Below are 20,211 nucleotides of genomic sequence, written 5' to 3'. Positions count from 1 at the left end.
GTAAAGGCGAAACCGAATAGTTCCAAGACATATCCCGGCCTGCGGGCCCGGAACGGCCCTCTGCCGGAAGATCTCGCCCTTTCCGGGACGTCGCGCGACGGCGTCCGGGGAAGGGCGGGGGCCGCTGTGCGGTCCCCGCCGGGGTCCGGGAAGCCTGTCCCGGACCCCGTTGTCCTCAGTGGTGGCCCGGCTCGTCCGCGATCCGGGGCAGTGTCTCGAACTGGTGGAAGGGCGGCGGCGAGGACAGGGTCCACTCCAGCGTCGTCGCACCCTCGCCCCAGGGATTGTCCGCGGCACGAACCTTCGAGCGGAAGGCCAGAACCACGCCGATCACGAAGACGAACATGCCGAGCGCGAAGATGTGGCCGCCGTAGGTCGACACCTTGTGCCAGCCCGCGAACGCCTCCGGGTAGTCGGCATAGCGACGCGGCATGCCGGCCAGACCCAGGAAGTGCATCGGGAAGAACAGGACGTTCGCGCCGATGAAGGCCAGCCAGAAGTGCAGCTTGCCCGCCCATTCGGGGATGATGCGGCCGGTCATCTTCGGGAACCAGTAGTAGACACCGGCGAAGATGATGAACACGGCACCGAGCGAGAGCACGTAGTGGAAGTGCGCCACGACGTAGTAGGTGTCGTGCAGGTACTTGTCGATCGACGAGTTCGCCAGGACGACGCCGGTGACGCCGCCGACGGTGAACAGGAAGATGAAGCCGATCGCCCAGTGCATCGCGGCGGTGAACCGGATGGAGCCGCCCCACATCGTGGCGATCCAGGAGAAGATCTTCACGCCCGTCGGCACCGCGATCACCATCGTGGCGAAGACGAAGTAGGACTGCGTCTGGAGCGAGAGGCCGACCGTGTACATGTGGTGGGCCCACACGACGAAGCCGACCACGCCGATCGCGACCATCGCGTAGGCCATCGCGAGGTAGCCGAAGACGGGCTTGCGCGAGAACGTGGCGATGATGTGCGAGACGATGCCGAAGGCCGGCAGGATCATGATGTACACTTCGGGGTGACCGAAGAACCAGAACAGGTGCTGCCAGAGGATCGGGTCACCGCCGCCGGCCGGGTCGAAGAAGGTCGTGCCGAAGTTGCGGTCAGTGAGCAGCATCGTGATCGCGCCGGCGAGCACCGGGAGCGACAGGAGCAGCAGGAACGCGGTCACCAGCTCGGCCCAGGCGAAGAGCGGCATCTTGTGCAGCGTCATGCCAGGCGCGCGCATGTTGAGGATGGTGGTGATGAAGTTGATCGCGCCGAGGATGGAGCCCGCGCCCGAGAGGTGCAGGGCGAAGATCGCGAAGTCGACGGCGGGACCCGGATGGCCGGCGGCCGAGAGCGGCGGGTAAACGGTCCAGCCGGTGCCCGCGCCCTGCGCGCCCGGTGCGCCCTCGACGAAGAGGGAGCAGACGAGGCTCAGGAAGCCCGCGAAGGTCAGCCAGAACGAGATGTTGTTCATGCGCGGGAACGCCATGTCGGGCGCGCCGATCATGAGGGGCACGAACCAGTTGCCGAAGCCGCCGATCAGGGCCGGCATCACCATGAAGAACACCATGATGAGGCCGTGGCCGGTCACGAACACGTTGTAGGTGGCCGGGTTGGAGAAGTACTGGAGCCCGGGCTCCTCCATCTCCATGCGGATGCCGAAGGACAGGAAGGCGCCGACCATGCCCGCGCAGAAGGCGAAGAGCAGGTAGAGCGTGCCGATGTCCTTATGGTTCGTGGACAGGAACCAGCGGGCGAAGAAGCCTGGCTTATGGTCGTCGTGGGCGTCGTGCGCCCCGTGTGCGGTGGCTGTTGCCATGGATCGAAGAGCCTTGTGCGTTTCTCTCTGATTGTGTCGCGGCTACCGGGCCGGGGCCTTGAGGGGCGCCGACCCGGGAAGGGCGCTCAGCGCGCGTCGGCGAGCTTCGAGCCGTCGTCGAGGCGGGCGTATTTCGTCTTCGCCTCGGTGAGCCACTGGGCGTAGGCCTCCTCGCTCACCACCCGCACGGTGATGGGCATGTAGGCGTGGCGCTGGCCGCAGAGCTCGGAGCACTGGCCGTGGTAGGTGCCTTCCTTATCGGCCTTGAACCAAGCCTGGTTCAGGCGGCCCGTGATCGCGTCGATCTTGAAGCCGAAGGAGGGCAGGGCCCAGGAGTGCAGCACGTCGGTCGAGGTGACCTGGATCTTCACCACCTTGTTCACCGGCACGACCATGTCGTTGTCGGTGGCCAATAGCTTCGGCTGCTTGTCCTCGTCGAGGTTGGCGTCGAAGGTGAAGCCCCCGCCCTGCTCGGCCTGCGGGTACTCGTAGGACCAATACCAGGCATGACCGATGACCTTGATCATCACGTCGGCCTTGGGGTCCGAGAGCTGCGTGCGGAGCAGGCGGAAGGACGGGATCGCGACCGCGACGAGGATCAGCACCGGCACGATGGTCCAGGCGATCTCGATGGCGGTGTTGTGGGTGGTCTTCGAGGGCGTCGGGTTGCGCTTCTCACCGAAGCGGAAGATGCACCAGAGGATCAGGCCCAGAACGAAGAGCGAGATGCCGAGCGAGAGCCAGTGCATCCCGTGCTCGAAGCTGTGGATGTCGCGCGCATTCTCCGTGACCGCGACCTGACGGTCCATCTGCCACGGCACCGGCTGGCCGATACCCGCAGCGAAGGTCTGGGAGGACGTCACGAGGAGGGCGCCGAGCGCGGCCACCCCCGACAAGAATGGTGTTTTCGTCCGCGCCGTCCGCATGTGGCTCCCTTAGCTCCCCTCGGAGACTCTTCTTCTTGGCTGCGCGGCGCCCTATCTCTGGCCTGGCGCGCAACCGACTTCGCGGGCCCAGCGGCCGTGAGGCCGGGGTTGCCGATCGCGGTGTCAGATCACATGGGCGTGCAAGGCGCAACCGTACAAGCGTCGCATCGCGCGCTTTCCTGCCGTCCTGGCGCCGTAAATCCCCGCTGTGAGCTCCCCCGCGTCGCGGGTTGGTGTAGGACACAGGCTCGATCGCCGTTGAGGCTGCAATAACCTGCAGGATGCCGATGCCTGGGCACGATGTCGCGGAGAGCCGATCGCTTCTGCCGGAGCCTGCCGTGCGGGTGCCGACGCGGGTGGTTGCTTATCGGGAGGCCGAGCCCCGGCCGGACAGCCGCGCCCTCGCCGTCGAGACACCGGTGAATCTCGTCTACGGCAGCGTGCCCTACGCGGTGATGATGACCACGCCCTCCGACCTGGAGGATTTCGCCTACGGCTTCAGCCTGACGGAGGGAATCGTCGAGTCTGCCGACGAGGTTCGGGGCGTCGCGCTGGAGGCCGGGCAAGAGACCGAGCAAGGCGGCCTGCGCCTGCTCGTGGACCTCGCGCCGGGGCGCCTGCGCGAGCACCTCGCCCGCAAGCGGGCGCTGAGCGGCCGCACGGGATGCGGCGTCTGCGGCGTCGAGGATCTGGCCTCGCTGCCGGTCGCGGACATGCGGGAAGCGCCCGCCATTCGCGTGACGGTCGCGGCGATCGAGCGAGCGCTGTCGGCGCTCTCCGAGGCGCAGGTGCTGAATCACGAGACGCGCGCGGTGCACGCTGCCGCCTGGGCAGATCTCGACGGTACGCTCGTCGTGGTGCGCGAGGACGTCGGCCGCCACAACGCTCTCGACAAGCTGATCGGCGCGCTCATGCGCGCCGGCCGCGACCCGGCGACGGGCTTCGCGGTCATCACCAGCCGCTGCTCGTTCGAGATGGTCGAGAAGGCGGCTCGGCTCGGCGCCGCCGTGATCGTGGCGATCTCGGCTCCGACCTCTCTGGCCCTAGCTCGTGCGCGGGAGCACGACATGACCCTCTGCGCCATCGCACGCTCGGACACGCTCACGGTGTTCTGTGGCGGCCAGCGTCTGGTCATGCCGGACTGAGGGCGCGCCCTCAGTTCCCGGCCGCACTCTCCTTGTCGGTCGTGCCCGGCACGATCGTGGCACCACCGATGACCCGCACGTTGCGCTTGGCCTCGGGCGGATCCTTCCAGCCCGGATCGGCCGGTTTGTCAGCGGGCTTGAGGTCGGCGGCCTTCGTAGGTGCCGGCGTGGAAGGCGGCACCTGGGCGGCGGGCATGGCCGGCCCCTTCGGTGCGTCGGCCTTCGGATCGACTTTCGCCTCGATCTTGGCCGTCTCGGTCCTAGGAGCTTCCGGCTTGGGGGGCTCCGCCTTGGCTACCGCCGGTCTCGGCGCCTCGGGCGTCAGGCGGGTGGGCGGCTTCACGTCGGAGAGTCTGGGGCTCTGGGGTTTCTCGGCGGGCGGTGTTGTCCGCGCGGCCCGGCGCTGCGGAGGCTGGCGAACGGCCGCGTCCGGGTTCAGGCCGAGCGGGTTACCGGTCGGGTCGGCCACCGCGGCCTCGCGGGTCGGCTCGCGCGCCGGCTCCCGCCGGACGGACTCGACGGGACGCGCCGCGACGGGCGGAAGCGGGCGCGCGGCGTAGACGCCGCGATCCTCCGGCATCGGAATGCGGCCGGGCGGCACCAGGCGCTCGGCATCACGGCGGCGAGGCGATCCGAACTCTTCCTCGGTCCAGCCGTAGCCAGCAGCCGGACGGGCGGGACGCTCGACCGAAACCGGGACGTCCAGGCGCTGGCGCCCGAGGATCGCTCCGTTGTCCGGCGCAACGACGAGGCGGACCCGATCACCGCGTGGATCGAAAGCCTCCACGATATAGGCGCCACCGTCGAAGCGCGGGCGGCCGATGCCGGTGAAGCCGCGGTCGTTCAGGCGCCATGCCACTGCGCGCGGTGGCAGGATCTCGTCCTCGAAGACGTACTGCGCCTGTGCCGACAGAGCCGACCCCGCGAGCAGCGCGCAGGCTGCCGCGGCCGCGCGCAAGCCTCGCCCGGGCTTCTGCCGGCTGAGGATATGGAGGATGCCGCTTCGCGGACTGGTCTGCATGCGCGTCTCGATCTCGTTCCACGCTCTGCCGGCCGGCGGATCCCATCGACCGACACGGCCCCGGACCCCTCGATCCGGGGCCCGTGCCCACAGGGTCGTTGCCCCGCATGCCGCTTGTGCTCGGCAGGATTTCGTTAACCAACAGATTCGGGCGAGAATGCGGGGGCCGGCGCTGCGTGGTCCTGTGTCCGGCTCTGGACATCGCGCGCCGCGGGACGCCTCTGCTGCACCGGCGTGCACCTGTGGCAAGGGGGCCTGCGTGACAAAGCGCACCCCTCTTGCTGGAACGATTGGAATCTGTCAGTTTGCGTTTTTAGGACAGTAGGACTGTCCCATTTGTCGGCGGACGCCCGCGGGCGTTCGTTTCTTGGGCAGGATGTAGATCACGTGCGCGTCGCGACGTCGAAACACATCAGCAAGCCGATCGCCGCTCCGGCGATCCGGGCCCACGCCGGCTGAAAACGGGCTGGTGGCGAGCCCGCGGGTCGGCGGGCGCTTCCCGAGGGAAGAACCGGCTTTACCCGACGAGACGGATTGACAGGCCCGGCATCGATCGATGTTCGGGCATGAAACATGCTGGCCTGCGGGCGGGATCGCCCGGATAGTCGGATCGAGCGGGATGAAAGATCAGGGCATGGCAGCTTTCGGCGAGACGAACACGGCTCCGGCGCCGCGTGGCGGTCCGGCCCCGCTCATCGTGCGCGATCCGGCTCTGCCGAAAGCGCAGGGCGCCTACGATCCGGCCCGGGAGCGCGACGCCTGCGGCGTCGGCTTCGTTGCCGACATGCGCGACCGTCGCACGCACGCCATCGTCGAGCAGGGTCTCAACATCCTGGAGAATCTCGACCACCGGGGTGCGGTCGGCGCCGACCCGAAGATGGGTGACGGCTGCGGCATTCTCACTCAGATCCCGCACGCTTTCTTCGCGGAGGAGTGCTCGCGCCTCGGCTTCGAGCTGCCGCCGGCTGGGCAATACGCGGTCGGCCAGCTCTTCCTGCCGAAGGAGCCCGAGGCCCGGCGCATCGTCGAGGAACTCGTCACGCAGGCACTCGCCGACGAGGGTCTGCCGCTGCTCGGCTGGCGCGACGTGCCGGTCGACTCGTCCGACCTCGGCAAGGCTGTCCTGGAGACCGAGCCGCATCACCGGCAGGTCTTCATCGGCCGCCCGGCGACCGTCACCGACGAGGACGCCTTCGAGCGCCGCATCTACGTCGCCCGCAAGGTGATCTCGAACAAGGTCTATCAGGCCGGGGACCCGCGCCTGATGGCCTTCTACCCGGTCTCGGTGTCGAGCCGCACCATCGTCTACAAGGGCATGGTCCTCGTCACGCAGCTCGGCGGCTACTTCCTCGACCTGAAGGACGAGCGCTACGTCTCGGCCCTGGCGCTGGTGCACCAGCGCTTCGCCACCAACACCTTCCCGACCTGGCGCCTGTCGCACCCCTACCGGATGGTCGCGCATAACGGCGAGATCAACACGCTGCGCGGCAACGTGAACTGGATGGCCGCGCGCCAGGCCAGCGTCGATTCGGAGCTTTTCGGCAACGACATCTCGAAGCTCTGGCCGATCTCCTACGAGGGCCAGTCCGACACCGCCTGCTTCGACAACGCGCTCGAGTTCCTGGTGCAGGGCGGCTACCCGCTCGCCCACGCCATGATGATGCTGATCCCGGAGGCCTGGGCCGGCAACCCGCTGATGAGCGAGGAGCGGCGCGCCTTCTACGAGTACCACGCCGCCCTGATGGAACCGTGGGACGGCCCGGCCGCGGTCTGCTTCACGGACGGCCGCCAGATCGGCGCGACGCTCGACCGCAACGGCCTGCGTCCGGCCCGCTACATCGTCACCGACGACGGGCTGGTCGTGCTTGCCTCCGAGATGGGCACCCTGCCGATCCCGGACGAGAAGATCGTCGAGTCCTGGCGTCTGCAGCCGGGCCGCATGCTGCTGATCGACTTGCAGAAGGGTCGCATCGTCTCCGACGAGGAGATCAAGGGCGAGCTCGCTGCCGCGCATCCCTACGGCGACTGGGTGAAGAATACCCAGATCGTGCTGGAGGAGCTGCGCCCGGTGCAGCCGCGCGAGTCGCGCTCGGACGTCAGCCTGCTCGATCGCCAGCAGGCCTTCGGTTACACGCAGGAGGACCTGAAGCTCCTGATGCAGCCGATGGCCGTGACCGGTCAGGAGGCGGTGGGCTCCATGGGCTCGGACACGCCGCTGCCCGCGCTCTCCGACAAGCCGAAGCCGCTCTACAGCTACTTCAAGCAGAACTTCGCGCAGGTCACCAACCCGCCGATCGACCCGATCCGCGAGGAGGCCGTGATGAGCCTCGTCTCGTTCATCGGCCCGCGTCCGAACATCCTCGACATGGAGGGCGCCTCCCGCCGCAAGAGGCTGGAGGTGCGCCAGCCCATCCTGACGAACGGCGACCTCGAGAAGATCCGCTCGATCTCCCACTTCGAGGACCGCTTCGACACCAAGACGCTCGACATCACCTACCCGGCCGAGACCGGCGCGGCGGCGATGGAGGGCGCGCTCGATCGCCTGTGCGACCGGGCCGAGGTCGCGGTGCGGGGCGGCTACAACATCATCATCCTGTCGGACCGCGCGGTCGGGCCGGACCGGATTCCGATCCCGGCGCTGCTGGCGACCGCGGCCGTGCACAACTACCTGATCCGCAAGGGGCTTCGCACCTCTGTCGGCCTCGTGGTCGAGTCGGGCGAGCCGCGCGAGGTGCACCACTTCGCGTGCCTGGCCGGCTACGGCGCCGAGGCGATCAACCCCTATCTCGCCTTCGAGACGCTGCTGGCGATGAAGGACGAGTACCCGCCGGACCTCGTGGATGACGAGATCATCTACCGCTACATCAAGTCGATCGATAAGGGCCTGCTGAAGGTGATGTCCAAGATGGGCATCTCGACCTACCAGTCCTATTGCGGCGCGCAGATCTTCGACGCGATCGGCCTGAACTCGTCCTTCGTCGAGAAAGACTTCTTCGGTACCGCGACGATGATTGAGGGCGTCGGCATGGCCGAGGTCGCGGAGGAGACCGCGCGCCGCCACCGCGACGCCTTCGGCGACGCGCCGATCTACCGGCACGCCCTCGATGTCGGCGGCGAGTACGCCTACCGGTTGCGCGGCGAGACCCACACTTGGACGCCCGACACCGTCGCGACGCTCCAGCACGCGGTGCGCCTCGGCCTGCCCGAGCGCTACCGCGAGTTCGCCCGCCTCGTGAACGAGGAGGAGAGCCACCTCAAGACGCTGCGCGGCCTGTTCAAGATCAAGTCGGCGGCCGAGCTCGGTCGCGAGCCGGTCTCGATCGACGCGGTGGAGCCGGCGGCCGAGATCGTGAAGCGCTTCGCCACGGGCGCGATGTCCTACGGCTCGATCTCGAAGGAGGCGCACGAGACGCTCGCCATCGCGGTGAACTCGTTCGGCGGCCGCTCGAACTCGGGCGAGGGCGGCGAGGAGGTCGAGCGCTTCAAGCCGCTGCCGGACGGGCGCTCGCGCCGCTCGGCGATCAAGCAGGTGGCCTCGGGCCGCTTCGGCGTGACGACCGAGTACCTCGTCAACGCCGACATGATGCAGATCAAGGTCGCTCAAGGAGCGAAGCCCGGCGAGGGCGGCCAGCTGCCCGGCCACAAGGTCGATGCCAAGATCGCCAAGGTCCGCTACGCCACGCCCGGCGTCGGCCTGATCTCGCCGCCGCCACACCACGACATCTACTCGATCGAGGATCTGGCCCAGCTGATCTTCGACCTGAAGAACGTGAACCCGGCGGCGGACGTCTCGGTGAAGCTCGTCTCCGAGGTCGGCGTCGGCACGGTCGCGGCGGGCGTCGCCAAGGCGCGCGCCGACCACATCACGATCTCGGGCTTCGACGGGGGCACGGGCGCGGCCCCGCTCACCTCGATCAAGCACGCGGGCGGTCCCTGGGAGACGGGGCTGGCCGAGACGCAGCAGACGCTGGTGCTCAACCACCTGCGCGGCCGCGTCGCGCTCCAGGCCGACGGCGGCATCCGCACCGGCCGGGACGTGCTGATCGCGGCTCTGCTCGGCGCCGACCAGTACGGCTTCTCGACCGCGCCGCTGATCGCGGCGGGCTGCATCATGATGCGCAAGTGCCACCTCAACACCTGCCCGGTCGGCGTCGCCACCCAGGATCCGGTGCTGCGCAAGCGCTTCAAGGGCACGCCCGAGCACGTGGTGAACTACTTCTTCTACGTGGCGGAGGAGCTGCGCGAGCTCTTGGCCGCCATGGGCTTCACGAAGCTCGAGGATGTGGTCGGCCGCTCGGACTTCCTCGACAAGCGCGAGGCGATCGCCCACTGGAAGGCGCGCGGCCTCGACTTCTCGAAGCTGTTCCACCGTCCCGATGTCGGCCCCGAGGTGGCGATCCGCCACGTCGAGACCCAGCACCACCCGATCGACACCGTGCTCGACCGGCGCCTGCTGGAGAAGGCGCAGGACGCGATTGCGACCGGTACGCCGGTGGTGATCGAGGAGGTGATCAAGAACTCGGACCGGGCCGCGGGCGCGATGCTCTCCGGCGCGGTAGCCAAGGTGCACGGCCACGAGGGCCTGCCCGACGACACCATCGTGGTGAAGCTCCGCGGCACCTCGGGCCAGAGCTTCGGCGCCTGGGTCGCGGCCGGCGTCACCATCGAGCTCACCGGTCACGGCAACGACTACATCGGCAAGGGGCTCTCGGGCGGCAAGCTGATCATCCGCCCGAGCGAGGCGCTGAAGTCGGCGGAAGGCCGCACCATCATGGCCGGCAACACGGTCCTGTACGGGGCGATCGCGGGCGAGTGCTACATCCGCGGTTCCGCGGGCGAGCGCTTCGCCGTGCGCAACTCCGGCGCCATCGCGGTGGTCGAGGGCATGGGCGACCACGGCTGCGAGTACATGACCGGCGGCGTCGTGGTGTCGATCGGCGAGACGGGCCGCAACTTCGCGGCCGGCATGTCGGGCGGCCTCGCCTACGTGCTGGACGAGGACGGTTCCTTCTCGAAGCGCTGCAACCTCTCGATGGTCGATCTGGAGCCCGTGGAGGAGGAGGACGACCTGATGCGCCGCTTCCACCAGGACGGCGACCTGGAGACCAAGGGACGTGTCGACATCCTGGCGGACATGTCGGGCCACGACGAGGAGCGGCTGAGCCAGCTGCTCACCAACCATCTCAAGTACACGGGCAGCCCCCGCGCCAAGGCGATCCTCGACGACTGGGCGAACTACCGCACCAAGTTCGTGAAGGTGATGCCGGTGGAGTACCGCCGGGCGCTGCGCGAGATGGAGATGGCCCGGATGCCGGTGGCGGCCGAGTAGACATCGCCGGACGACCGGGCGGTTCGCCGCCCGGTCACGCGCTCAGGATATTGGACGATGCGGGCGGCGCAGTCGGGAGACGCGCGAGCCCAGGGGCTGACCGATGGGCAAGATCACGGGTTTCCTCGAATTCGACCGGCAGGAGCAGAAGTACCAGCTCGCCGCCGACCGGATCCGGCACTTCCGCGAGTTCACGCTGCCGCTCGACGAGCACGACCTCACAAAGCAGGCGGCGCGTTGCATGGATTGCGGCATCCCGTTCTGCCACGGGCCGACCGGCTGCCCGGTGCACAACCAGATCCCGGACTGGAACGACCTCGTCTTCCAGTCGGACTGGGAGAAGGCCGCGCGCAACCTGCACTCGACCAACAACTTCCCCGAGTTCACCGGCCGCGTCTGTCCCGCTCCGTGCGAGGAGGCCTGCACGCTGAACCTCGAGAACCAGCCGGTCGCCATCAAGACGATCGAGCAGGCGATCGCCGACCGGGCCTGGAACATGGGCTGGGTCAAGCCCGAGCCGGCCGAGACCCGCACGGGCAAGCGCGTGGCGATCGTGGGCTCGGGCCCGGCCGGCATGGCCGCCGCCCAGCAGCTCGCTCGCGTCGGGCACGACGTGCACGTCTTCGAGCGCGAGCCGAAGGCCGGCGGTCTGCTCCGCTACGGCATCCCGGACTTCAAGATGGAGAAGCGCCATATCGACCGGCGCGTGAAGCAGATGGAGGCCGAGGGCGTCGTCTTCCACTACAACCAGAACATCGGCGTGACGAAGTCCGTCGAGGAGCTGAAGGCCGAGTTCGACGCCGTGATGTTCTGCGGCGGCGCGGAGGATCCGCGCAACCCGCAACTGCCGAACCAGGATCTGGAGGGCGTGCACTACGCGATGCCCTACCTCGTCCAGTCGAACCGGCGCGTGGCCGCCGAGCCGATGCCGGGCAACGGCGAGCCGCCGATCGTCGCGGCCGGCAAGAACGTCGTCGTCATCGGTGGCGGCGACACGGCCTCCGACTGCGTCGGGACGGCCTTCCGCCAGGGCGCGCTCTCGGTGACGCAGCTCGACATTCGCCCCCGCCCGCCCGAGCGTGAGGACAAGCTCTCCGTGTGGCCCTACTGGCCGACCAAGATGCGCACCTCCTCGAGTCAGGCCGAGGGCGCCGAGCGCGAGTTCCAGGCCGCCACCCTGCGGCTGGAAGCCAACAAGAAGGGCCGCGTCACCGGCGTGGTCTGCGCCCGCGTGGACGAGAAGCGCCAGCCGATCCCCGGCACGGAGTTCGTGCTGCCGGCCGACCTCGTCTTCATGGCGATCGGCTTCGCGGGCTCGGTCCAGAAGGGCCTGCTGGAGCAGTCCGGCGTCGCGATGACCAAGCGCGGCAACATCGAGGCGAACGACCAGGATTACCGCACCTCCGACCCGAAGGTCTGGGCGGCGGGCGACATGCGCCGGGGCCAGTCGCTGATCGTCTGGGCGATCCGAGAGGGCCGTCAGGCGGCGCGCGCCATCGACGAGCACCTGATGGGCGCGACCATCCTGCCGCGGTAGGTCTCGGAATCCCAAGGGGGCCGAGGTCCTTTGGCGGGGTCCCGGGGCAGTGCCCCGGGTCGGAACCGCCAACCCGGCGCGGCCGGGACGGCGGTTCCAGATGCAGGGTTCCACCCTGCACCCGCGAAAGGCCTCAGGCCTTTCGAAACCGGGTCCTATCCGGGCGGCCAGCGGAAATCGTCGGCCCGGCCCGGTTGAGGCAGGGGGGCGGCACCGCGCTGCAGGGCGCGGTCCACGTTGCCTGAGGGGTCGCCGTCCTGTGGGCGCCCGCTGATCAGTGCACCGCCGGGCGAGATCTCGGCGCGGCCGAGCGGCATGACGGGGCCGGCCGCGGGCTTTACCGGAAGCGCCGGAATGCCGGGCGGCTCGGGCAGGCTCGGCAGCATCGCGGTGATCTGCCGGTCGAGCGCCGCCACGTCGTCGAGTTTGGCCGGTGCGCCGTCGAGGGCGGGGCCCGGCGTGGCCGAGACCGCGGCGGGCGCCTCGGGCGTCGGCGCGGCGCTCCCCATCAGGCGCTTCAACTCGACGTCCACGAAATGCGCGAGCTTGCGCGCGCCCGCATGGGTGAAGTGCACCCCGTCGGAGGTGCGCAGTTTCGCGGTCTGCCCCTCCAGGTCGGGCCCCGACACGGTGTAGCGGTTGCGATCGTCCACGAAGCCCGGCCAGACATCGACCCAGATGCCGCCCTCCCGCTGCACCACCTCGCGGAGGATGTCGTTGATCGCGGCGAGGTCTCGGCTCAGGCTCTCGCTGCGCACCGGCGGGGCGCTCACCCAGATCAGGGGCAGCTTGCGGGCGCGGAACACGCCCACCAGCGCCGCGGCGCGGGCCCGGTAGATCTCGCGCCAGCGCTCGCTCAGTGGCTCGAAGCTCTCCTCGCCCTCGCGGATCGCCTGCCGGTCGTTGGCACCCAGCATCACCACCGCGTAGGCGACCTTCGGGTTGGTCTTCAGGTAGTCCTCGGCAACCTTGGGCCAGTCTACCACGTCCCGGCGCACGAGGCCGCTGTCACCCTTGGCCCGGTCGTTCACCGCGACGTCGGCATTGTCCTCGAACACGTCGTCGAGGCCGCGGCTGAGATGGTCGGCCAGCGAATCGCCGAACACCGCGATCTGGATGTTCGGCTCGGTCTTGGCGATCGCGGGCTTCGGCGGCGCCGCGGGCGCGGGCCGCGTCTGCCGCTTGACCGGCGGCCGGGTTCCGTCCGCGGATCGCGGTCCCTCGACAGGCCGCGGCCGGGGGCGGCGGTAGGTCGGCTCGGCGGCGGCCGGGGGCTGCGCCTGCGGCTGCGGTCGGTCCTCCCACGGCCAGTAGAACTGGCGCGGCGCCTCCTGAGGCGGTGCGTAGCGGCGCGGCGGCGGACGGTAGGCGTCGTCGCGGGTGTAATAGGCATCGCGCGGACGGCGTCGGGGCGCGTAATCGGGCGCGTCGTAGCTGTCGCCCCACTGCGCGTGCGCCGGAGTCCCGCCGAGCGGGAGGCTTGCGCCGGCCAGGAACAGGGCCAGGAACAGGGCGGACAGGGTCCGGCCGGTCCGGCGAGGCCTGCTGCGCGTCATCGACCCTCCTTCGCCGGCCGTGCCCCGACCCTTGGGGCGGAGCATAGCGGACGCGCACGGCCGCGTCTCGGTCGCGGCCGACACCGATCGAGACCCCCTCACATGTTCGGGTAGTTCGGTCCGCCCGGTCCTTCCGGGGTGACCCAGTTGATGTTCTGGTTCGGGTCCTTGATATCGCAGGTCTTGCAGTGGACGCAGTTCTGCGCGTTGATCTGGTAACGCACGCCGCCCGCGGCCACCGCGTCCTCCACCCACTCGTAGACGCCCGCCGGGCAGTAACGTGCGCTCGGGCCACCGAAGACGTCGTGCTCCGAAGATTTCTGGAGACCGATATCCTTCACCTGCAGGTGGGGCGGCTGGTCCTCCTCGTGGTTGGTGTTCGAGAGGTAGACCGAGGAGAGCCGGTCGAAGGTGAGCTTGCCGTCGGGCTTCGGGTAGACGATCGGCGTCACCTCCGAGAGCGGCTTCAGGCAGGCGTGATCGGGCTTGCCGTGGGAGAGCGTGCCGAAGGGCGAGGCGTTGAGGATGGTGTTCGCCCACATGTCGAGCCCGCCGAGGCCGACGCCGACCAGCGTGCCGTACTTCGACCAGAGCGGCTTGACGTTGCGCACCGCCTTCAGGTCCTGCCCGATCGGGCTGTCGCGCCATCCGCGATCGTAATCGGTGAGCTCGTCCCCCTGGCGGCCGGCGCGCAGGGCGGCGCCGATCGCGTCCGCCGCCTGGATGCCCGAGAGCACGGCGTTGTGCGAGCCCTTGATGCGCGGCACGTTCACGAAGCCGGCCGAGTCCCCGACGAGGCAGCCGCCCGGGAAGACGAGCTTCGGGACCGACTGCCAGCCGCCCTCCATGATGGCCCGCGCGCCGTAGCCGATGCGCTTGGCCCCCTCGAAGGTCTCGGCGATCATCGGATGGGTCTTGAAGCGCTGGAACTCCTCGAACGGCGACAGGGTCGGGTTCTCGTAGTTCAGGTGCGTCACGAAGCCGACCGAGAGCAGGTGGTCGTCGAAATGATACAGCCAGGAGCCGCCGCCGGCCTTGTTGGGCAGCGGCCAGCCCATCGTGTGCTGCACGAGGCCGGGCTCGAACTTGCCGGGCGCGAGCTGCCACAGCTCCTTCACGCCGAGACCGTACTTCTGGTGGTCGCGACCGGCATTGAGCTTGAAGCGGTCGATCAATGTCTTGGTCAGGGAGCCGCGCGCGCCCTCGCCGAAGATCGTGTACTTGCCGCGCAGCTCCATGCCGCGGGTGAAGTCGTCGCGCGGATCGCCCGAGCGGCCGATGCCGAGATCGCCCGTGGCGACGCCGACGACGGCGCCACGATCATCGTACAGCACCTCGGCGGCCGGGAAGCCCGGATAGATCTCGACACCGAGCGCCTCGGCCTTGGCGCCCAGATACTTCGTCACGTTCGAGAGCGAGCCGACGAAGTTGCCGTGGTTCGACATGAGTTTGGGAAAGAACACGTTCGGCAGGGTGACGCCGCTGTTCTTAGTCAGGAACATGAACTCGTCGCGCTCGACCGCCGTCTTCAGCGGGCGCTCGGGGTCGTCGCGCCACTCCGGCACCAGCATGTCGAGGCCGGAAGGGTCGACCACCGCGCCTGAGAGGATGTGGGCGCCGACCTCGGAGCCCTTCTCCACCACGACGACGCTGATCTCCTCGCCGGCCTCAGAGGCGCTCTGCTTCAGGCGGATCGCCGCGGCGAGACCGGCCGGCCCCGCGCCGACGATCACCACGTCGAAATCCATGCCCTCGCGTTCGGGTAGCGCCATCGTCCGTGTCTCCTGCCTCTCGGTCGGCCTTCGGCCTTGTCGTTCGTTCGCGAGCCGGTCTCGGTCCCGTCGCGCTCGGTCTCAACCCGTTCTAAGGTAGGATGGCAAGCCACGCTTGGCAGGTGAGCCGCGCCAACCTGCCGCCTCCTGTCATCCCGCACGTCGCGTTGTCCACAGGCTTATGACACCCCACATCAGCGTCATGACGTCCCCCGCCGACGCGCAGCACGATCTGATCGCCTATCTGGACTTCCACGCCGAGTCCGGCGTCGACGCGACTTTGGACGAGCGCCCGCACGACCGCTTCGGCGAGGCCGACGCCCCGGCGCCCGCGCCGCGCCGCGCGGCAGCGCCCCAACCGGCCCGGCCGGCCCTGCCGCCGCGGGGCGAGGGCCATGCGCCGTCGCGGCCTGCGCCGCGGCAGACCTTCGGCCAGTCGGCAGCGGCCAAGCCCGACGAGGCCGCGAGCGATGCGCGCGCCCGGGCCCGCGCGGCCGGTACGCTGGAGGAGCTCGAGGCCATCCTGCGGGACTTCGACGCCTGCCCGCTGCGCTTCACCGCCAAGAACCTCGTCTTCGCCGATGGTGGCCCGGACGCCCGGGTGATGTTCGTTGGCGAGGCGCCGGGCGCCGACGAGGATCGGGTCGGAAAGCCCTTCATGGGCCGCTCGGGCCAGCTTCTCGACCGGATGATGAAGGCGATCGGTCTCGACCGCACGGAGGCCTACGTCGCCAACATCGTGCCCTGGCGCCCGCCCGGCAACCGCAACCCAACCCCGCAGGAGGTCTCGGTCTGCCGGCCCTTCATCGAGCGGCAGATCGAGCTGGTCGATCCCGACCTGATCGTCTGCCTCGGCAGCCCCTCGACGCAGACGCTGACCGGTACGAAGGACGGTATCCTGAAGGCGCGCGGACGCTTCTTCCCCTACCGGCTGCCGAACCGCGAGGTGCGGGCGCTCGCCACTCTGCACCCGGCCTACCTGCTGCGCCAGCCCTTGCAGAAGCGCCTCGCTTGGCGCGACTTCCGGCTCGTCCGCGCCGCGCTCGACGGAAAGGCTTGACCGTACCCGCGGAACCGGGGCTTTTGCCGGTCCATTAGTAACGGTCGCCGGTGCTCCGGCGACAGGGCAGGTCGCCGCCGGAAGACCGGCGGTGTGGCAGGTGACCGCCGGTGCGGCGGCGTGGCAAGGGCGGCGGGCTCATGCGCTGGGACGATTTCCGGAGTTCCGACAACGTCGAGGACCGGCGCGGCGAGGGCGGGGGCGGCATGGGCTTCCCCGGCGGCGGCGCGGGCGGCCTCGGCATCGGCACCATCGTCGTCCTGCTGATCATCGGCTGGGTCACGGGCATCAACCCGGCGATCCTGATCGGCGGCGCGGAGCAGATGACCCGGGGTGGCGGTCAGAGCCGCGAGGAGCGCGTCGACCCGCAGACGCAACAGCGCCGCAACCAGAAGCCGACCGACGATTCCGGTCGCTTCGCCGCGAAGATCCTCGGCAACACGGAAGACGTGTGGAGCCAGATCCTGCCGAACCAGACCGGCAAGGCTTACACGCCCACCACGATGGTGCTCTACACCGGCGGCACCCGCAGCGGCTGCGGCTCGGCCCAGGCCGCGATGGGACCGTTCTACTGTCCGCTCGACAAGAAGATCTATCTGGACACGACCTTCTTCAGGGAGATGGCGACCAAGTTCGGCGTGAAGGGCGACTTCGCCTACGCCTACGTCATCGCGCACGAGGTCGGCCACCACATCCAGGACGTTCTCGGCATCCTGCCCAAGGTCCAGGCGCGCCAGCAACAGGCCTCCAGCAAGCGCGAGGCGAACGCGCTCTCGGTTCGCGTCGAGCTGATGGCGGACTGCCTCGCGGGGGTCTGGGCCAAGAACTCGAACGACAAGTGGAACGCCCTGGAGCCCGGCGACATCGACGAGGCGCTCGCGGCTGCCAACGCCATCGGCGACGACAAGCTGCAGGAGGCCTCGCGCGGCTACGCTGTGCCAGATTCCTTCACGCACGGCTCGTCCGAGCAGCGTAAGCGCTGGTTCATGACCGGCTACAAGAGCGGACAGACCCGCTCGTGCGACACCTTCCGCACGGCCAACAACTGATCCTGTTCCGGTTTGGATGGTCCGGGCAGTCTCTCGCCTCCGCCATTCCGGGGCGCCGAAGGCGAGCCCGGAATCCACGGACACCGCCGTTCATCGTCGTGGCGCTTCGGTGTTCACGGATCCCGGGTTCCGCTACGCGGCCCGGGATGACGGGACGGGAACGGCACCGAGGTGATCGACCGGGTCTGGTGTGATAGGCCCGTGGGCCGACAGAGCCGATCGAGAGTTTGCCATGAAAATCACGCCCGTCACGGACAAGCTCTCGGTCGCTGACCAGCCGAGCGAGGCGGAGATCGCCGCCCTTGCCGAGCAGGGTGTGCGCCTCGTCATCAACAACCGCCCGGACGGGGAGGAGGCGGCGCAGCCCGGCTCCGCAGCCGAGCGGACGGCGGCGGAGGGCGCCGGGATGGCCTATCTCGACCTCCCGGTGACCGGCCCCACCATCACCCGCGAGGCGGCCCTGCGCTTCCACGAGGCGGTGGAGGCGTCGCCCGGTCCCGTCCTCGCGCATTGCCGCGGCGGTACGCGCTCGCTCACCCTCTGGGTCATCGGTGAGGTGCTGGCGGGTCGGATGCGGCGCGAGGACGTGCGGGCTTTCGGCGCCGAGCGCGGCTTCGATCTATCCGGTGTGGTGCACTGGCTCGACGCGAACGCTTGAGTCGCCGCTCAGGGGCCGTACGTCCCGTCGTGCAACCCGCTTCTCCCGATCACGCCCCTTCCGCGGCGAGCGCCCGCGCCTGCGCCTCCAGCGCGTCGAACAGCCGGGTCGCCTCGGCCCCGTCGAGTTGGTGGAAGCCGAGGGAGCGGGTGAGCATCAGCCCGAGGATCGAGAAGATCAGCGCCTCGCCCGCCCCCGGGCGGCAACCGAGCGAGGCCATCTGCTCTAGGAGATCGGCCAGGAAGGCCCGAAAGCCCGCCACCGCCGCCGGGTTCTCCGCGGAGGCGAGCAGCAGCGCGTCGGGAAAGCCGCATTCCTCCGTGTAGACCTGTCGCGCATGTGCGACCGCCGCGAGCGGCAGCGCGGCTGGGCCTGGCGGCTGTTCGGCCAGCCTTGCGGCGATCCCGTCGCGGATCAGCCCGACGCGGCGGACGGCGAGCGCCGCGATGAGCGCGTCCTTCGAGGCGTAGTGGTGCAGCACCCCGCCCTTGCTCAGGCGCGCCTCGGCGGCCACCGCATCGATCGTCAGCGTCCGCGCGTCCGACCGGCGCAGCAGGGCCTCGGCCGCGTCGAGGATGATTTCCGCGCGATCCGCGCGCCGGACGTGCGCCATTGTACCTCACTCATGGGAAACCGTCTGGACGGTCGGTAAGATAGTGGATATGCCTGCGCCGCGATAGCCCGAAGCCCCTCGCGTGAGGTGAAGGCAGCCGTGTTCGGATCGTTCCTGAAATCCTGCGCCCTTCCGGCGGCGCTGGCACTGGCGCTGGCGGGGGCCGCGTCCGCCGCCGAGCCGGTGCCACTCCTCGCCCAGACGCTGGTGCGCACGCAGGTGGCCGCGGAGACGGCGGTCGCGTCCGAGGCGATCTTCACGGGCGACATCCAGGCTCAGGCGCAGACCACCGTCTCGTTCCGCACCAGCGGCAAGATCGCCGAGCGCCGGGTCGAGGTCGGCGACCACGTCACGGCCGATCAGGTGCTGGCGCTTCTCGATCCTCAGGAGCAGCGCGCCAACCTCGCCAATGCCGAGGCCGTGCTCACCTCCGCGGAGGCCCAGGCGACCCAGGCCCGGCTCACCTACGAGCGCCAGAAGTCGCTGCTCGCCAGCGGCTTCACCACCCGCTCCACCTACGACAACGCCGAGCAGCAGCTGCGCGTCAGCCAGGCCGCGGTGGAGTCGGCGAAAGCCGCGCTCGGCACCGCGCGCGAGCAGTTCTCCTACACGGAGCTGCGGGCCGGGGTCGCGGGCATCGTGCTGAGCCGGTCGCTCGAGACCGGTCAGGTGGTGCAGGCCGGCCAGTCCGTCCTCACCGTCGCGCAGGACGGGCCGCGCGACGCGGTCTTCAACGTCTACGAGGCCCTGCTCGCCGGGCCGCCGGCCTCTGGGACGGTCGACGTCACCCTCCAGGCGAACCCGGACATCCGCACCGTCGGCACCGTGCGCGAGATCGCGCCGAGCGTCGATCCGGCCTCCGGCACCGTGCGGGTGAAGGTGGGGCTGAAGGAGACGCCGCAGGCCATGTCGCTCGGCGCCGTGGTGATCGGGCGCGGCCGGTTCGCCGAGCGCAAGGCCGTGGTGCTGCCCTGGTCGGCCCTCTACCGCTGGCGCGGACAGCCCGCGATCTGGGTGCGCGATCCGGCGACCAGCACCGTCGAGCCCCGCGTCGTCGCGATCGAGCGCTACGCGCCGGACACCGTCGCCCTCAAGGCCGGCGTGAAGCCGGGCGAGGAGGTCGTGATCGCCGGCATCCAGTTCCTGCGCCCTGGCCTCATGGTCACGCTCGCGGAGGCGGGCCGATGAGATATCCCGTCGCGCTCGCCGCCTTCGCGCTCCTGGTGCTCGGCGGCTGCCACGAGGAGGCGGCCGAGGCGCCGCCGCCGATCCGCCCCGTGCTCTACACCGTCGCCAAGGTGGTCGGGACGGAGCGGTTCGGACCCTTCGCCGGCACGGTCGAGCCGCGCTACCAATCGCAGCTCGGCTTCCGCATCGGCGGCCGGGTGGTCGCGCGCGACGTGACGGTGGGCGACGTGGTCCGCAAGGGCCAGCGCCTCGCCGCGCTCGACCCGGTGGTGACGCGCTTCGCCCTGACCCGGGCGGAGGCCGACGTGGCCGATGCGACGGCCCAGTCCGAGAACGCCGCCGCCACGGAGGCGCGCGTGCGCCGCCTGTTCGAGGGCGGCAACGTCACCCAGGCCCAGCTCGACACCGCGACCGCCAACCGCGACACGACCCAGGCCCGGCTCGCCCAGATGCGGGCGAGCCTGCAGAAGGCGCGCGACCAGATCGGCTACACCGAGCTGACCGCCGATTTCGACGGCGTCGTCACCGAGCGCCGGGCCGAGGTCGGCCAGGA

General features: G+C 69.7%; 14 protein-coding genes. 8 read left to right on the top strand and 6 right to left on the bottom strand.

Going from position 1 to position 20,211, the window contains the following annotated elements; all coding sequences use genetic code 11:
- Positions 1–175: 175 nt before the first annotated feature.
- Positions 176–1,804: a cytochrome c oxidase subunit I gene (gene ctaD, locus MFF54_RS15180; RefSeq protein WP_238303700.1), complete on the bottom strand. Its 1,629-nt coding sequence runs from the start codon at positions 1,802–1,804 to the stop codon at positions 176–178.
- A gap of 86 nt (positions 1,805–1,890) precedes the next feature.
- Positions 1,891–2,730, bottom strand: coding sequence for a cytochrome c oxidase subunit II (gene coxB / locus MFF54_RS15175; RefSeq protein WP_238303699.1), 840 nt, complete (start codon positions 2,728–2,730; stop codon positions 1,891–1,893).
- A 287-nt stretch (positions 2,731–3,017) separates the two neighbouring features.
- On the opposite strand from coxB, the gene fdhD reads away from it, so the two are divergent.
- Entirely contained in the window at positions 3,018–3,875 is an 858-nt protein-coding gene (gene fdhD, locus MFF54_RS15170) for a formate dehydrogenase accessory sulfurtransferase FdhD (RefSeq protein ID WP_238303698.1), read from the top strand.
- Between the two features lie 10 nt (positions 3,876–3,885).
- On the opposite strand, the gene MFF54_RS15165 is transcribed toward fdhD, so the two are convergent.
- The gene (locus MFF54_RS15165) at positions 3,886–4,896 is read right to left on the bottom strand and encodes a hypothetical protein (protein ID WP_238303697.1); all 1,011 of its coding nucleotides are present in this window, start codon (positions 4,894–4,896) and stop codon (positions 3,886–3,888) included.
- A 634-nt stretch (positions 4,897–5,530) separates the two neighbouring features.
- On the opposite strand from MFF54_RS15165, the gene gltB reads away from it, so the two are divergent.
- Positions 5,531–10,225, top strand: coding sequence for a glutamate synthase large subunit (gene gltB, locus MFF54_RS15160; protein WP_238303696.1), 4,695 nt, complete (start codon positions 5,531–5,533; stop codon positions 10,223–10,225).
- Between the two features lie 103 nt (positions 10,226–10,328).
- A complete protein-coding gene (locus tag MFF54_RS15155; protein ID WP_238303695.1) occupies positions 10,329–11,762 on the top strand; it encodes a glutamate synthase subunit beta in 1,434 nt (477 codons plus the stop codon).
- Positions 11,763–11,917: 155 nt separating this feature from the next.
- Here the strand turns inward: MFF54_RS15155 and MFF54_RS15150 are convergent, their stop codons facing one another.
- A complete protein-coding gene (locus tag MFF54_RS15150) occupies positions 11,918–13,318 on the bottom strand; it encodes an SGNH/GDSL hydrolase family protein (protein WP_238303694.1) in 1,401 nt (466 codons plus the stop codon).
- Between the two features lie 98 nt (positions 13,319–13,416).
- Positions 13,417–15,090 carry an electron transfer flavoprotein-ubiquinone oxidoreductase gene (locus MFF54_RS15145; RefSeq protein ID WP_238303693.1) on the bottom strand — a complete coding sequence of 558 codons (1,674 nt, stop codon included), beginning with the start codon at positions 15,088–15,090 and terminating at the stop codon, positions 13,417–13,419.
- A gap of 202 nt (positions 15,091–15,292) precedes the next feature.
- On the opposite strand from MFF54_RS15145, the gene MFF54_RS15140 reads away from it, so the two are divergent.
- The 3 genes from MFF54_RS15140 (at position 15,293) to MFF54_RS15130 (ending at position 17,857) form a co-directional block, all read left to right on the top strand.
- Positions 15,293–16,150, top strand: a complete 858-nt coding sequence (locus MFF54_RS15140; protein WP_238303692.1) for a uracil-DNA glycosylase — start codon at positions 15,293–15,295, stop codon at positions 16,148–16,150.
- Positions 16,151–16,290: 140 nt separating this feature from the next.
- Entirely contained in the window at positions 16,291–17,199 is a 909-nt protein-coding gene (ypfJ, locus tag MFF54_RS15135) for a KPN_02809 family neutral zinc metallopeptidase (RefSeq protein WP_238303719.1), read from the top strand.
- Positions 17,200–17,431: 232 nt separating this feature from the next.
- Positions 17,432–17,857, top strand: coding sequence for a protein tyrosine phosphatase family protein (locus MFF54_RS15130; RefSeq protein WP_238303691.1), 426 nt, complete (start codon positions 17,432–17,434; stop codon positions 17,855–17,857).
- Positions 17,858–17,906: 49 nt separating this feature from the next.
- Here the strand turns inward: MFF54_RS15130 and MFF54_RS15125 are convergent, their stop codons facing one another.
- Positions 17,907–18,470: a TetR/AcrR family transcriptional regulator gene (locus tag MFF54_RS15125; RefSeq protein WP_238303690.1), complete on the bottom strand. Its 564-nt coding sequence runs from the start codon at positions 18,468–18,470 to the stop codon at positions 17,907–17,909.
- Between the two features lie 99 nt (positions 18,471–18,569).
- Between MFF54_RS15125 and MFF54_RS15120 the strand changes: the two genes are divergently transcribed.
- Positions 18,570–19,658: an efflux RND transporter periplasmic adaptor subunit gene (locus tag MFF54_RS15120; RefSeq protein ID WP_238303689.1), complete on the top strand. Its 1,089-nt coding sequence runs from the start codon at positions 18,570–18,572 to the stop codon at positions 19,656–19,658.
- A partial coding sequence (locus MFF54_RS15115; RefSeq protein ID WP_238303688.1) for an efflux RND transporter periplasmic adaptor subunit occupies positions 19,655–20,211 on the top strand: 557 nt, incomplete at its 3' end. The genes MFF54_RS15120 and MFF54_RS15115, both read left to right, overlap by 4 nt.

Origin of the sequence: Methylobacterium gregans (assembly GCF_022179245.1) — a bacterium.
In the GTDB taxonomy this organism is placed as follows: Bacteria; Pseudomonadota; Alphaproteobacteria; order Rhizobiales; family Beijerinckiaceae; genus Methylobacterium; species Methylobacterium gregans.
Note: the sequence above shows the minus strand (reverse complement) of the source record. Positions and strands in the feature narration are given on the sequence as shown.